This window comes from Marisediminitalea alba (assembly GCF_002993365.1).
Classification (GTDB): Bacteria; Pseudomonadota; Gammaproteobacteria; order Enterobacterales; family Alteromonadaceae; genus Alteromonas; species Alteromonas alba.
The window spans coordinates 1-14,372 of the sequence record NZ_PVNP01000059.1; the positions used below are offsets into that span (position 1 = coordinate 1).

Sequence of the window (14,372 nt, forward strand, 5' to 3'; positions counted from 1 at the left end):
TAGGGCGTGTTGATCTTTCGTGAGTAATTTTTAAACAGCATGGTAAAGGGTTATAATTTGCTTCGCCAAAAGTAAAACCATAACCAATACCATGCCAAGAACAATACTAACTGATATTCGATGGGAACTGCTACTTCAAGTTATGAAAAGTACAGGCCGTATTTACGATAAAACTGAACATCGAATGACATTTGAAGGAATACTTTATCGAATGAGAACTGGTATTCCTTGGCGAGATCTGCCCTCTGAATTCGGAGAGTGGAGTACCGTATACAGACGATTTAATCTTTGGTCAAAGAAAGGGATTTTAGATAACCTTTTCAAAAGCTTATCTAGCATGGCTGATTTTGAGTGGGTCTTTCTTGATGGCTCGATAGTTCGAGCACATCAACATAGCACAGGAGCAGCAACTGAAAGCTCAGAGCAAATAGGCAAAAGTCGTGGGGGTAATTCAACCAAAATTCACTTAGCTGTAGATAGTGGAGGATTACCGATTTGTTTCGACTTATCAGAAGGTCAACGCCACGATGTTGTTCATGCGAATAGTTTGGTTGAACAGCTTGATGAAGTGAACACTGTCGTTTGTGATAAAGGCTATGATAGCGAACAATTCCGCTGTTTTGTTCGTGACCACGGTGGAACACCAGTGATTGCTACACGGAATTACGGTCAAGATATTGATAAAAAAAGCATGGATTGGTGCTTATACAAATACCGACATTTGGTTGAAAATGCATTTGCAAGAATTAAGCAATATCGAGCTATTTCAACTAGATACGATAAGTTAGAGCGAAATTATGCCAGCATGGTATCGCTGGCATTTATGTTAATGTGGCTGCCGATGTATTGTTGAGCAAAATATGTACAGAAAAGATCAACACGCCCTAGTAACAGCGAACCAGTTTATACCCGCAGCCAACTTTCTCCCGCACACAAACTGATAACATCCTGATAAGGTAACCTTATGATTAAAAAGACATTTGGCATGTAAAGTGCTTCTCCTCCAGACTTATTCGTGAAACGCGCTGTTAGCACTGCAGTTGCGCTAAGAGAGTGCAAATGGTCTTTTATTTCTCCCCAAAATTGAACTATCCCCGCAAGGCATGCGGCCTGTTAATTTCTGGCTTTCTATTCGCCACGGTCATGAGCCCTTATTCCTCTGCCCGGACAGAACAACAACTGTTTACCCGCGATCTGGCGGCCGACATCATCGACGACCGATGCGAAACCTGCCATAACGACTACGAGTTTGCCGGAAACTGGTCTGTGGCTGATATTCATGTCAGCGACATCACCAAAGGCAAAAATCAAAAGCTGTGGGAAGGCATTCTTAAATCGGTTGCCATGGGCGATATGCCACCGGCCGATAAAAAACAGTTAACCGCACAGGAAAAAAGCGCTTTTCTGAACTGGCTGGAAGGCTCGCTGGATGATTACAGCGCTGCCAATCCTAACCCGGGCAGAGCTACACTAAGGCGCTTAAACCGCAACGAATACGCCCGTTCAGTGCAGGACCTGCTGGCGTTGAATGTGGATATTACCGGCTCCCTGCCCGGCGACGATTCCGGCTATGGTTTCGATAACAACGCGGATGTACTGGGCGTGTCTACCACACTGCTTGAACGCTATTTATATGTTGCTGGTAAGCTAAGTAAACTGGCTACCGGCACAGCCGGTGACGCTGCTGGTAAAGAAAGTTACATAGTGCCAAAAGACGGCCCGGTGAAAAACAGCGGCGTGCCTTCGTTTGATCTGCGCATGAGTGATGCGCTGCCGCTGGACTCCAGAGGCGGCGGCAGCTTTGAATTTTATGCACCGGTTAGCGGTGTTTATGAAATTGCCGGCTATTTAAATGCCAATACCAACAATGAAGTCGACCGGCTTGATATTCATCGTTACAGTCACACACTAACGCTTAGCGCAGGCAGCCACCAGATTGGCATGAGCTTTCGAAAAGAGTTGGCGCTCAGCGAACATGTGCCCACTGTCCGCAAAGGCACAGACCACGTGGTCCTACCCGACAGAGAGCCAGAAATGCTGGACCTCGATTTTATTGTCGATGGTGCACGCCGCCATTCAACTCAGGTACCTTCTTATCATCTGTCGGCGCGCTTTTCTCAGGCCGCTTTTTTACGCGATGTGCTGGAGATAGAGGTTATCGGGCCGCTAAATTCAGACCAAACTAATGCCTCATGGCAAACTGCCAGCACCCGCAAAATTTTCAGTTGCCTGCCTGAGGCCGAAGCCACCGCTGAGTCAGAGCTTAATTGTGCCCGGCAAATTATCAGCCGGTTAACCAACGAGGCCTATCGCCGCCCGGTTAACAACAGCGATATACAGCCCTTACTGGCCATTTTTGAACGCGCCCGCAAAGATGTAGGCTTTCGCGCCAGCATCGCCACCACATTGCAGGCATTGCTGGTATCACCTCAGTTTTTATACCTGCAGGAAATTCCCCCTGCCGACGTTGAACCTGGCAGCATTTACCGCATAAGTGATACAGAATTTGCTGCCCGGCTGGCGTTGTTTTTATGGAGCAGCCTGCCGGATGAGGAACTTACCACACTGGCCAGTGCGGGTACGTTAAGAGAGCCGCAGGTGCTTAAGCTGCAACTCAAACGCATGCTGGCATCAGACAAAGCCAGCGCGCTCACCGATAACTTTGCCGGACAATGGTTGTATTTACGTAATCTTCCCTACCATTTCCCGGATGTGTTTGAATTTCCGGAGTTTACTATCCCGCTCAGGCACTCTATTCAGCGTGAAACTGAACTGTTCTTTACCCGCATCCTGAAAGACGATTTACCCATCTTCGACTTTTTAAATGCCGATTACAGCTACCTTAATGAACCGTTAGCAAAACATTATGGTATCGACGGCGTGAAAGGCTATGCCTTACGTAAAGTCAGTTTAAGTGAGCAATCCCATCGCGGTGGATTGCTCGGCCAGGCGAGTATCTTAACCCTGACCTCCAATCCCAATCATACTTCGCCGGTCAAACGTGGAAAGTGGATCCTGGATAACCTGCTTGCAGCCAGCCCTCCGCCTCCACCGCCAGACGTCCCCGCACTGGTTGCCGAACACGACGGTATGGCGCTGTCGGCCAGGGAACAACTCAAACGGCACCGGGCCGATCCGGTATGCGCCGCTTGTCATGTGCGCATGGATCCGCTCGGTCTGGCACTTGAGCAATATGATGCCGTAGGCGCATTTCGTACCCGCTATGCCGACCAGGCCATTGATGCCAGCGCCACCATGCCCGATGGCACTCAATTTGAGGGCCTGAGTGGCCTTCACGATGTGCTGTGGGACCGCCGTGAGCGCTTTACCCAGGCCTTTATCGACCGCCTGCTGACTTACGCACTGGGCCGCGGATTAGAAGCCTACGATCAGCCTGTTATCCGTTCCATCGCCAGACAAGCCAGTAACGATAGCTACCGCACTCACAGCATTATTGAAGCGGTTGTTACCAGTACGCCATTTAACTTTAAAAAAGCACCAGAGGCCGCTAATGAACCACAACAATTCGCTAAAGCGCCGTAATTCTGTGTTATCCCGTCGCACCTTTTTAAAAGGCCTGGGCGTTAGCATGGCGTTGCCGGCAATGGAATCATTGGTGCCTGCTGCCACGGCCAAATCCCTGGAGCAACGCCCCAAACGGATGACCGTTTTTTACTCGCCTAACGGCGTAAGAATGCAGCGTTACACACCGGCAACCACCGGCAAAAATTACGCGATGACGCCCATTTTAAAGCCCCTTGAAAAAGTGCGGGATAAGTTTTCGGTTATCTCAGGTCTGGCTCATTATCAGGCCAGTGCTTTTGGTGCTCCGCCGGCCGGCCACGGCCGTAGCTGCCCGGCTTTTTTAACCGGGGTACATGCCAAGGCTACCGAAGGTGCGGATATTCAATGCGGTATTTCTGCCGATCAGGTAGCCGCCAGTTACTTTGCCAAAGACACCCAACTCGCCTCCCTTGAATTAGGTATTGAGCCACCCAGCTTAATGGGCAGTTGTGATATCAATTACAGCTGTACGTATACCAACACTATTTCCTGGAAGAGTCCTACGCTGGCGTTACCCGCCATGGTCGCCCCCAGCGATGTGTTTGAGCACTTGTTTGGCGACGGCAATCAAATCGACGAGCAAACCCGCCAGATGCGACTGGCCCATAAGAGCAGTATTCTCGACTTTATTAACGATGAAGCCAAGCGGGTTAATAAACGGTTAGGCGTTAACGATCGGCATAAAATGGCCCAGTATCTGGAGTCCGTTCGCGATGTAGAACAGCGCATTGCCAAAGCCCGGGAAACAGCGATAGAAATGGATCTGGAAGGCTTTACCGTTCCGGCTAACATCCCTGTGGATTACGAAGAACACGTTAAGATCATGCTCGACCTGCAGATGCTCGCACTGCAAACGGATATGACCCGGGTAAGTACCTTTATGCTTGGCCGGGAACTGAGTAATCACGCCTATAACAATCTGGGTATTCCAGACGGTCATCATGCGCTCAGCCACCACGCGAATATTCCGGATAAAATCGATAAGCTGGTAAAAATTAACGCCTATCACATGCAGCTGTTTGCCGATTATCTGGAGAAAATGGCCAGCATCCCGGACGGAGAATCCAACCTGCTCGACAATACTTTTGTGGTCCGAGGCGCCTGTATAGGTGAGTCGAATGAACACGATCATATGGATTTACCCATCATACTCGCCGGTGGCGGTCTGGAAGGAAACCGGCATATCGCCGCCAAGAAGCACACGCCAATGTGCAATTTGCTACTTTCGGTATTGCAACAAATGAACGTGCCTGTGGAAAACTTTGGCGACAGTACCGGCCCGCTGGACGGTTTGATTGCCTGAGGAGTAAGCAATGAATTTGATCACTAATATCCCGGTTAAGGCGCTCGTGGTAGCGCTTGGCATTGCCGCGTTATCGGCCTGTCAATCTGAGTCTCAACTCACTAATGTAAAACCTGCGCTATCAAGCCAGCAACACGATAACCTGCTCATGGAGGCTAAACAGGCCATTCTGGCTTCTGATAGAAGCCGACTCGCAGAACTTAGCAGCCAGATTGATGTAAATCGCCCGTTGCCCGATAACGCCAGTTTGCTGGCCTGGGCAGTGGAGACTCAGGATCCAAAACTGGTTAGTCTGTTACTGGAAAACGGCGCTGATGCTAATCCCACCGACGGTAACCGTTTTACCCCAATCATTCAGGCCTGCCGCTACGGCAATTCTGAGATCATCAACGCTTTACTGGCAGCCGGGGCAAATCCCGGTGATGCGGTGGAAGATGGCACCACTGCATTCCATCTGTGCGCGGGTTCTGCTAACCGCAGGATTCTGGAAAAAATGGCCAGCCTGGGCGCAGATATCCACGCCAGCAATGAACATGGCCAAACCCCGCTGATGTTTGCGGCAGCAGAGGGAAACACCCACAACTTGCAATACCTGGTGAATGCCGGCGCCAACATCAATACACAAACCATTGAGGGTTTCAGCCCCCTCTTTTTTGCTATTAAAAGCCAGGATGTAACAACAGCTCAAATGGCCATCTCGCTGGGGGCCGACATATTTGCTGCCGCCAAAGATGGCACCACAGCCACCCAACTTGCGGTGTATGCAAAAAACTATGCATTTTTAACCTGGTATATGGGTGAGCTACCGGCGTTGATGGATGAGCAAGGCATTGATAACGTTGTTTCCGCTTTCGACCGGGATGGTTATCAACTGCTCCACGCTGCCGTTAAAGCCAATCAGCCAGAGTTAGTTGCTAAGCTGCTGGCACTTGGTGCTAATCCCAATCAGCGTAGTGAGCCGTCAACCCTAACGTGGCGATACGAGGCCAACTTCAAAACCGAAAACTATATTCCACCACAGCTGACGCCCATGGAAATTGCCGAGCAAAATAATCTCACCCGCATTGTAGAAATATTGCAACAGAACACTCTGTCTCTGACGGTACTTAATATCGGGTAAATTAAAGTTGCCATACCGGCCGGCTTTTCGCCACCACCGGCGTATATTAACCGGCTATTTATTTTTGAGGCGACTGTCCGAGTGCCACTGCAACAGGGGGACACTGGTTTTGTTTAACTACATTAAATAGCAGCATAAAGGGGCGTTATAATTGACGACATTAAACTCAGGTAATTTAAAATTTACGATTAACGCAGAACAAGAGCACGTAACCAAGAGAGTGGTTTTAAAGATGTAAGCCGATGCTTTATTACTTCACCTGTCAGAATCATTCCCGCCTGAGGAATCAGCTCCGGTTTTCAGATAACATCATTCGCTGGCTGCTATTTTTGGCCATCGTGCTGGGCACAATTATGGCGGGCACCGGCTTAGTATCCTGGGCCGTTAAGGACGGCAAACAGCAGTCAGGTCGACTTGGATTTGCACTAAACCGCGGCCTGAATATTGGCAGCATCGCCAGAATTGGGAGGGCTTCCGGTGCCTATGCCTGGGTATCCTCGAGCCAACACATCTTGCTGATCGCTCGTTGTGGGAAATCTGGACCTTTTTTACCATCCGGGCTGTTGGTAATGTTGCTGGGTTTATTTGGCGCAATCACAAAGGCTGGCTGGTTCAGCTAGTCGCCGGCGCTTTACGGTTTAAACAAGTTTGAGAGCACCATAACCTTGATGACCGCTGTTATGCACTCTTAATATTCCTGTCACATCATCCTGGCGTAGTTTTTCTGCCCGCCAGTTACCCACAAGATCCCCTCTATGGGCTTGTAGATCTTAAACACACTGCCAACAGGTTCCATATAACACTACGATTCAACGGTCAGCGACAAAATTCAACACTCTTGAATTCTCGTGTAATAATTTAACGTACTGAAAAAGTACAGTTTTTACAAAAGCGCGATGCTTTGCCAACCTTTAAGTGATACCGTAAATATCGATAACAAGTAACCGTCACAACAACAAAGCGGAAGCTCATCACAGCCACTATGAATAACCTGTCAAAACAGCTTGAACACCAATTCGGATTTTCTCACTTCCGCGAGGGCCAGCAACAAGCGATAAATCAATTGCTTAATGGCCACTCAACACTGGCGGTATTCCCAACCGGCTCCGGCAAGTCACTGTGCTATCAGTTTACGGCGACCATGCTACCTCATCTCAGCCTGGTAATTTCACCGTTAATTGCACTGATGCACGACCAATTGGCCTTTCTGCGCAAAAAAGGAATCCCTGCAGCCTGCTTAGACTCGAGCCAGAATAAAGAGGAAGCACAACAGGTGATCCAACAGGTTCGAGAGGGTGAATTGAAGATCTTAATGATTTCGGTTGAACGGTTTAAAAACGAACGATTCCGGCGCTTCATTGAAACGGTGCCAATATCAATGTTGGTGGTCGACGAGGCACATTGTATCTCGGAATGGGGGCACAATTTCCGACCTGATTATCTAAAGCTCCCGCATTATCAAAAACAACTGAAAATTCCCTTGGTATTGCTACTTACCGCAACCGCCATGCGACGGGTACAAAAAGACATGGCACAGAAGTTTAGCATTGCCTACCCGCATATTGTACAAACCGGTTTTTACCGATCCAACCTGGATTTGGATATCGTGCTGCCCAGCTGCGGCAACAAACAGCAGTCGCTACTTACAGCATTAGAACGAACCGAAGGTGGCGGCATTGTCTATGTGACTCAACAGAAAACGGCAGATGACATAGCCACCTTTCTGACTCAGCGAGGTTATAATGCCCGCGCCTACCATGCCGGGCTGAGTAGTGACCTTCGCAGTACCATTCAAACACGCTTTATGAATGGTGAAACCGCCATCATTGTTGCCACTATTGCGTTTGGAATGGGTATTGATAAACCGGATATTCGTTTTGTTATCCACTATGACTTACCAAAATCCATCGAAAACTACAGCCAGGAAATAGGTCGCGCAGGCAGAGATGGCTTACCCAGCCGCTGTATTTTACTGGCTGGTCTGGATGGCTTAAATGTACTGGAAAATTTTGTACTTGGCGATACGCCTGAACCGCATGCCATTCAGGCATTGTTGCATAACATTGCCACCACCACCCACAACAACCAGTGGGAAACACAGACTTACGGGCTATCACAGGCAACCAATATACGCGCCTTGCCGCTTAAAACCCTGCTGGTTCAACTCGAGTTACACGGCGCTATTCAGGCAAAACACAGTTATTACGCGGACATCAAACTTAAATGGCAATCCTCCCCTGAGCATATCTGCCAGGCGTTGCCGAATGAACAGCAGGCTCTGTTTCACGCTCTTGTCCGGTGCACTCAGTTCAAAAAAGTGTGGGGGGAACCTGATTTTACGCAACTTAACCAGCAGGGCTTCAATAGAGACACGGTGATGAGGCTGCTTAATCAACTCGCCGATGCCAACCAGCTTGTTGTGGAAACTAAAAAGCTAACCGACGTCTACCGCGTTGAGCCAGATAAGTTAACGACTGAGTTGGCCACGCAACTCCAACATTATTGCGAAACCAACGAACAATCGGAATTAGCGCGAATCGCTACCATGTTACGGTTTTTTAGTTTAAATCGTTGCCTTAACTATAATCTAGCGCTCTATTTTGGCGACAAGAATGCGCCAGAGCACTGCGGGCATTGCTCGGTGTGTCGCGGCCAGGTGCTGCGGCTCCCAAAAAGTGAAGATAGCATCAATCCCTCGTTACTCACTGAAGACTTACGGGAGAGCCAATTCTGGCTGTCTCAGCAATCACCGGATTTTCCCGTAACGGCTGCACTGCTCGCACGTTTCGCGGCGGGATTAAACCAGCCAATATTTACCAGATTAAAAGCCCGTAAACACGCGCAGTTTGGTAAACATGAAAATGTGCCTTACAGCACATTACTCGCCTGCGCACAAAATGTGCTGACTAATCCGTCACATTGAATAAGAGCGTCGTTTCCGTAATAATCTTTTTTGCCTGAAAGCTCAGCACTGCGCAACAAACAATTCGTAAATGAACAGATAGTTGAAAGACCAACTGTCAAAACCAATAACAGGTAACGGTGGGGATTCCACGACAATTGAGGTCTCTCTATGCGACAGCTTAGTAAAGCTGGAGTAGATCCACACGCACGAGGGCACGCACTGAAAGCCATTCTTTTATGATCTACATAGAAGACAATTTGTAGTAGACACGGGTTCCAGCAGTCAAGATGAGATGCTAGTCAAAAATTAACTTTTTATAGGTAAAAACTGCTACTGGATATTGGTGCGGAAATAGCGAGGGTTTGGTACGCAGCTTTTTATATACACTGCTAAGTCTTGCTAATGCATTGTTTTTTTAAATAATAAAATGGTGCGCCATAACCTATTGGGTTCGAACAGATTATTTGACGTGCTGGCTGAGTGGGAGAAGAGCTTAAGATGTTTTTTGATTGACGAATAGTTTGATTGTAATTTGACCTGATTTGAGGTTAAATAAAAATGCTTTTAGTAGGAGCCTGTCACTCGTCATAGCAAAGCTTTTGAAGCACTACTTCATAATCCAATATTACTTGCTCAATATTTTAATCGAGCTTGTGGAGCGGTTGGCGAGTGACGCTTATAGGCAAGCTAGGAGATTATAAATGTTGAATGAAAATGTTCATCCATCGACTATCGGTGGCATCAAACGTTACGCTAAGCAGCTCAAAAAGACGCAAAGCCTTCCTTATCACAAAGCTCTCGACATTGCCGCTCGTAGTGCTTCATTTGAAAATTTCTCTCATGCTTACAATCAGCTCCATAAGTCAAATCTAATACAATCAGTGCACAAGCTTTTTTTCGCTACCTACTGGTACGATGAAAAAAAACATGCATCGGGTAGAGAAGTGTTAGAAATAGAACTTTCTAAACCTTTATTAAAAATCGCTACAAAAACCGAAATTGGCAGAAAACACAATAGTTTGGGGAAGTTTAGACTGGCGTCAATTGATTTACTGGTAAGCGATAGCCTTTTTTATTCTCAAGAAGAAGCGAGAAATAGTATTTGCTATGCGGTCCGAGTCTTGAGGTTTATGGAGATAACAGGGCTAAAACCAAGTGGAAATTATAAAGCGGCGTATCCAAACAGAAATCATAACAATAAACTACCCAAAACCGATCATGCTACATACTGGCAAGACCCAGATAAGGGTCAATTCATTATAATTGATGAGCCATACCTTGATCCGACCGTAAATGGTGAGAGAGCTAATTGGGCCAAAGAGCATAATTGGCACCTTAGGGCGTCGACATGGGCAGGTATGTACTATCCTGGTATGACTAGTCTTTTTGTCGCTACCGATGCTTCAAAGGGATACGATTTTGATGGCTTAATGAAAAAAATCGATAATATCCCTTACCCGTTAACCTTAGATAAATGGTCTGGTATGTCTTTTATTGGACATGATACTTTTTATAGTGAGTTAACTAAGACAGCTCAAGACAGAAAGAGAGCCGTCGCCAAGGGCACAATATTCAGGTTTCCGAGTAAAAAGACTGTTCCTATGAGGGATTGGAATGCTCCGAACAATGTTCGTCGGCCTAACTCTATTATGTCGGTAGAGTCTCACCTTCTGGCTGCTAGATTAATAAAAGCTATTGAACAATCAACTGCAAAGCCTTCGGACGTTAATACACGATTATCTTCCATAAGAAGCAATCTAGAATCGTGGTTTCTATCAGAACACAAAAAGGATATAGAGGTTCAGTGTAATGTATATTATTCCGTTGAAAAGAATGTCAATGACCCCGTTGTTTTCCGTGCCCAGTCGTCAAAATCTGTTTTAAATATGCTCAAAGAGCTTAAAATTTTACTGTTAGATTCCTATGTTGATTGCGAGCCATTGAGACGATTAGTCAACAAACTTGATACTTCTATAAAGTTATCAAGTACGAAAATATAGTTCCTATTAGAATTACCCCGATTAATCCTATTAATAATAATTTTTTGATAGGATTAATCGATTACCCACTCACAACAATAAATAACTGGAATGTTGGCACTCATCTAATATGTTTTTCAGTGTTTTAAATGCCGAATTGTCATAATTTTCGAACTTTTAAATTAAAATCGTATTTTAAGATAAAGGGAAAAATCCAATCCTACATGTACTTTTATGAGCAAGGATTAATTTATACAATTGCAACTGATCTCATTTTTGGAATCATTCATGAACATTTTATCAGAAGACGGAAAATCTATTGTACGTTTAAGCTCATGGGAAGAGGTGTTTGCTCGACCTGACTTTCAGCGCGACGTCGATCCTAAAGAAGTAACCTTAAAAACTATTCTTGGCCGATATGAGTTTGGAACTAAAGAAGCCTGTGGTTTAAGCAATTGCCACACTAAACATCAAAATGGATATTTGGTACTTTGCTCGAACAATATTGAGACTAACATTGGTCATAAATGCGGCAAAAATTATTTTGGTGTCGATTTTGAGCATATGAAAAAAGCGTTTAGGAAGGATTTAAATGTAAGAAACGCCAGAATCAATATTGAGGAGAAAATTTGTCAACTCGACGTAGTCAAAAAGCGAATTTCAAGCATATTGCAAAATGGTGGGAATGAGTGTTTTGCTAAGATGCGTGATTACCGTGATAAGTCTGCAACAGGTGCTATTAGAGTAAAACTTGAGCGCAGAGCTAAAAGCGGAGATGAGAAAATTTTTCAAACATATGAACCAACCCAAAAAGAAATCGAATTCGAAGAAGTTCGTTTGAATCGACGCGTGTCCTCAGATGAAATAGCGGCAATGATTACAAAAGAACAGGTCGGTGTTATATATGGCGCAAAAGCTTTTTCAAGCTACGCCAAGATTAAAACAGTCCTCATAGACGAAATACCTAATCTCATTAAACAAGCTGGTAATATTGACACTGCATCGTTAAGACCAGATGAAATACTCGTTTGGTCAAAACGATTGGACGGTATCGAAGCAGGTTTCGAAGAGATCCAACGGATCGTCGAGGACTGTAAAAGGTTTCTTGTGCAAGGTAATTTGGATACTATCGCTAGATATAGTCATTTGTTGTAGTTGAACCACAGAATATTCGATTGGGTTTAGGTGAATTTTAGAAATTCTCAGATTTGATTGCTTTCCTCGGCCTTCCCAGTCTCTTACCTCTTTTGACTGCGGCCTTGAGGCCTTGGATAGTGCGCCATGAGTTGATATTCACCTCCCATTCCCCAACAGCGATAGTCATTGTGAAGAAGAGCCTTCCGTCTGGTGTGGTTGGGTCTAAGTGCTGGCTCAAGGATTTGAGTGTAATCCCTTTTTCGGTAAGTTCATCCAGCGAGCTTAAGCCTTCAACAACTGAGCGGTATGCCCGATCAAATGACATAACGATGAATTCATCACCCTCGGCTAATTTAGCAACAGCTTTTCGATAAACAGGCCTGTTCTTCTTGCGAGCTGATACACCATCTTCAACATAGATTTTGTCACAGTAGCGCTTTAACTCATTGATCTGACGATCAGTATATTGCTTGTTAGTTGAAGTTCGTACATAGCCGATTTTAGTCATTGACTATTCTCCTTTCACTGCTGAAAACAAAAGCTCTCAAATAGGAATAAATACAGTAGAAAAAATAGACAAAAACGACCGTTTTACTGTTCTTAATTGTCGTTTTTACTCTGAAAATTTTTCCCCATAAATTTCAATCGCTTAATTCTGTATAGATTTTCATAATCAGGTATATTTTGAAGGTTAACAAAAACGGTCGTTTTTTCTTCTCTCAAATTTCCTTATTTAGCAAGGCTACAATCGGTTTTTCATACCATTGTGTGCAACTGATCTAGCATTTCATTTGAAGCAACAGTGAAGTATCAATGGGGCGGCAAGCGGATGTCATTTTGTTAAATGTTAAATTGAAGCGCTTTCAGGTTCTTTAGATAAGGTTTTGGTTGATGTGCTCTGGATAGGGTTTCCAATATACAAACCGGAATTATTGTTAGTTTTTATTTAATTATTACGCCCAGAGGGAGAAAGGCTCATGGATTTACAGAAGAAACTTGTAGTACTCGCGGCTCCTGCTGCACTGGCAACAACACTTGCGCTTACACCAGCAAATGATGCCGAAGCGGCAATTTTTTACTATGATTATGAGGCAATGATCACGTCTGTTGACAGCAATATCTCGACATTAAATGTTGGTGATATTATGAACATTTCAGGCAGTATTGATACAGATGGTTTATTCGATGCTGCTGCATCTAGCACACGTGTGCATTTGCCAATATATGATGAGAATAACCTAGGGTTTACACTTACACTTGATGGTGCTGATTATACTTCTTTTGGAGATATTGATGCGCTTGGAAGTACTACAAATCGTGGCATTATAAGTAATGCAGTAACTTTTAGCACTTATGATGACAATGTCTATGCTGATGGAACGCAACTCTATCAAATCTTATGTTTTAATGAAGAGCAAATTAGTGAAGAAGCCGCATCAGATATAGAAGATAGTGTAAGCGCTATTTTTGAAAATTGTACGACTTTCTATGCTAATGCACTTAATAACGCAAGCTTTGAAGCTGCAGTTCAGAATGCGATCTTTTCCTTCGATACAGATGAAACTGCTCCACAGAACTCCGTTGCTTCGCCTGCTTCATCACTGGCACTTTTAGGCTTTGCTGGTTTAGCGCTCACAGCTTCACGCCGCAGGAAAACAAAGCCTGTTGTAGTTCTTACATCAGCGTAGCAGGCTCTGATCATCGTTATTCGAATATCTCTTTATAAAGGTCGTCCTATACGGCCTTTTTTCTTGCCTGTTCGCACAGCTGCAACCAATTTTTCTTATGTGACATTAGTCGGTTAGTGAAACAACATTTGTACAAAATTGACAAATTATTGCAAATCCCATTAAGATGAAACTAGAGCATTCAACATCAAGTGCTTTGGAGGTATTAGTGCGATTATCTATAGAAATCACGCCTGAGCAGCATCAGAACTTAAAAGCCGCAGCTGCCTTACAAGGCAAGAGTATCAAAAGCTATGTGCTTGAACGGGCACTACCTAATGCAGACGAGCAAGCCGCCTTACAAAAGCTTGAGGCGTATCTAGCGCCGCGTGTTGCCGCCGCTAAAGCAGGTAAAATTTCGAGCAAGTCTGTCGATGACATTTTTGATGAAGAAATAGCGAAAGCCAAATAAAATAATGCCCTTGTATGACATTACGGATGATGCTGAAGCCGATATTCGCGAGATTGTTGGCTATACCCTTGAGAACTGGGGCGTTGCACAAACAAACATCTATAGAAAAGCCATAAAAGACACTTTTGAGCTTATCGGGCGCAAAAGTGTCGTAATTCGTAAATTTTCAGATACGTTTCCTGATTTACTCGTCACAAAATGCCAGCATCACTATATCTTTTATCT

General features: G+C 45.1%; 12 protein-coding genes. 11 read left to right on the forward strand and 1 reads right to left on the reverse strand.

Features of this window, described 5'->3' with window-relative positions; all coding sequences use genetic code 11:
* Positions 1-91: 91 nt before the first annotated feature.
* The 8 genes from C6Y40_RS07700 (at position 92) to C6Y40_RS07735 (ending at position 12,026) form a co-directional block, all read left to right on the forward strand.
* On the forward strand, positions 92-853 hold the full coding sequence (locus C6Y40_RS07700; protein ID WP_105932999.1) for an IS5 family transposase: 762 nt from the start codon (positions 92-94) through the stop codon (positions 851-853).
* A gap of 290 nt (positions 854-1,143) precedes the next feature.
* Positions 1,144-3,543 (forward strand): DUF1592 domain-containing protein, encoded by a 2,400-nt coding sequence (locus tag C6Y40_RS07705; RefSeq protein WP_170308438.1) that lies wholly within the window; start codon positions 1,144-1,146, stop codon positions 3,541-3,543.
* The gene (locus C6Y40_RS07710; protein ID WP_205664750.1) at positions 3,512-4,867 is read left to right on the forward strand and encodes a DUF1552 domain-containing protein; all 1,356 of its coding nucleotides are present in this window, start codon (positions 3,512-3,514) and stop codon (positions 4,865-4,867) included. The genes C6Y40_RS07705 and C6Y40_RS07710 overlap by 32 nt, the downstream gene beginning before the upstream one ends.
* Positions 4,868-4,877: 10 nt before the next feature.
* A complete protein-coding gene (locus C6Y40_RS07715; protein ID WP_105934085.1) occupies positions 4,878-5,987 on the forward strand; it encodes an ankyrin repeat domain-containing protein in 1,110 nt (369 codons plus the stop codon).
* Positions 5,988-6,229: 242 nt separating this feature from the next.
* On the forward strand, positions 6,230-6,607 hold the full coding sequence (locus C6Y40_RS07720; protein WP_105934086.1) for a hypothetical protein: 378 nt from the start codon (positions 6,230-6,232) through the stop codon (positions 6,605-6,607).
* A gap of 362 nt (positions 6,608-6,969) precedes the next feature.
* A complete protein-coding gene (locus tag C6Y40_RS07725) occupies positions 6,970-8,910 on the forward strand; it encodes a RecQ family ATP-dependent DNA helicase (protein WP_105934087.1) in 1,941 nt (646 codons plus the stop codon).
* Positions 8,911-9,593: 683 nt separating this feature from the next.
* The gene (locus tag C6Y40_RS07730; protein WP_105934088.1) at positions 9,594-10,892 is read left to right on the forward strand and encodes a DUF5623 domain-containing protein; all 1,299 of its coding nucleotides are present in this window, start codon (positions 9,594-9,596) and stop codon (positions 10,890-10,892) included.
* Between the two features lie 267 nt (positions 10,893-11,159).
* Entirely contained in the window at positions 11,160-12,026 is an 867-nt protein-coding gene (locus tag C6Y40_RS07735) for a hypothetical protein (protein ID WP_105934089.1), read from the forward strand.
* A gap of 37 nt (positions 12,027-12,063) precedes the next feature.
* On the opposite strand, the gene C6Y40_RS07740 is transcribed toward C6Y40_RS07735, so the two are convergent.
* Complete coding sequence (locus C6Y40_RS07740) at positions 12,064-12,516, reverse strand: recombinase family protein (RefSeq protein ID WP_105934090.1); 453 nt, start codon at positions 12,514-12,516, stop codon at positions 12,064-12,066.
* A 469-nt stretch (positions 12,517-12,985) separates the two neighbouring features.
* Here C6Y40_RS07740 and C6Y40_RS07745 point away from each other — a divergent pair, with 469 nt between their 5' ends.
* From C6Y40_RS07745 to C6Y40_RS07755, 3 genes are all read left to right on the forward strand, one after another.
* The gene (locus C6Y40_RS07745; RefSeq protein ID WP_105934091.1) at positions 12,986-13,696 is read left to right on the forward strand and encodes a hypothetical protein; all 711 of its coding nucleotides are present in this window, start codon (positions 12,986-12,988) and stop codon (positions 13,694-13,696) included.
* 208 nt (positions 13,697-13,904) lie between these two features.
* Positions 13,905-14,147 carry a type II toxin -antitoxin system TacA 1-like antitoxin gene (locus C6Y40_RS07750; protein WP_105934092.1) on the forward strand — a complete coding sequence of 81 codons (243 nt, stop codon included), beginning with the start codon at positions 13,905-13,907 and terminating at the stop codon, positions 14,145-14,147.
* A 10-nt stretch (positions 14,148-14,157) separates the two neighbouring features.
* The coding region (locus C6Y40_RS07755) for a type II toxin-antitoxin system RelE/ParE family toxin (RefSeq protein WP_170308439.1) at positions 14,158-14,372 on the forward strand (215 nt) is incomplete at its 3' end.

Bases quoted from the DNA above. Each gene is read 5' to 3' on its own strand.
- C6Y40_RS07740 (WP_105934090.1), bottom strand. From the start codon at position 12,516: ATGACTAAAATCGGCTATGTACGAACTTCAACTAACAAGCAATATACT.
- C6Y40_RS07725 (WP_105934087.1), top strand. From the start codon at position 6,970: ATGAATAACCTGTCAAAACAGCTTGAACACCAATTCGGATTTTCTCAC.
- C6Y40_RS07720 (WP_105934086.1), top strand. From the start codon at position 6,230: ATGCTTTATTACTTCACCTGTCAGAATCATTCCCGCCTGAGGAATCAG.
- C6Y40_RS07745 (WP_105934091.1), top strand. From the start codon at position 12,986: ATGGATTTACAGAAGAAACTTGTAGTACTCGCGGCTCCTGCTGCACTG.
- C6Y40_RS07710 (WP_205664750.1), top strand. From the start codon at position 3,512: ATGAACCACAACAATTCGCTAAAGCGCCGTAATTCTGTGTTATCCCGT.
- C6Y40_RS07715 (WP_105934085.1), top strand. From the start codon at position 4,878: ATGAATTTGATCACTAATATCCCGGTTAAGGCGCTCGTGGTAGCGCTT.
- C6Y40_RS07735 (WP_105934089.1), top strand. From the start codon at position 11,160: ATGAACATTTTATCAGAAGACGGAAAATCTATTGTACGTTTAAGCTCA.
- C6Y40_RS07730 (WP_105934088.1), top strand. From the start codon at position 9,594: ATGTTGAATGAAAATGTTCATCCATCGACTATCGGTGGCATCAAACGT.
- C6Y40_RS07700 (WP_105932999.1), top strand. From the start codon at position 92: ATGCCAAGAACAATACTAACTGATATTCGATGGGAACTGCTACTTCAA.
- C6Y40_RS07705 (WP_170308438.1), top strand. From the start codon at position 1,144: ATGAGCCCTTATTCCTCTGCCCGGACAGAACAACAACTGTTTACCCGC.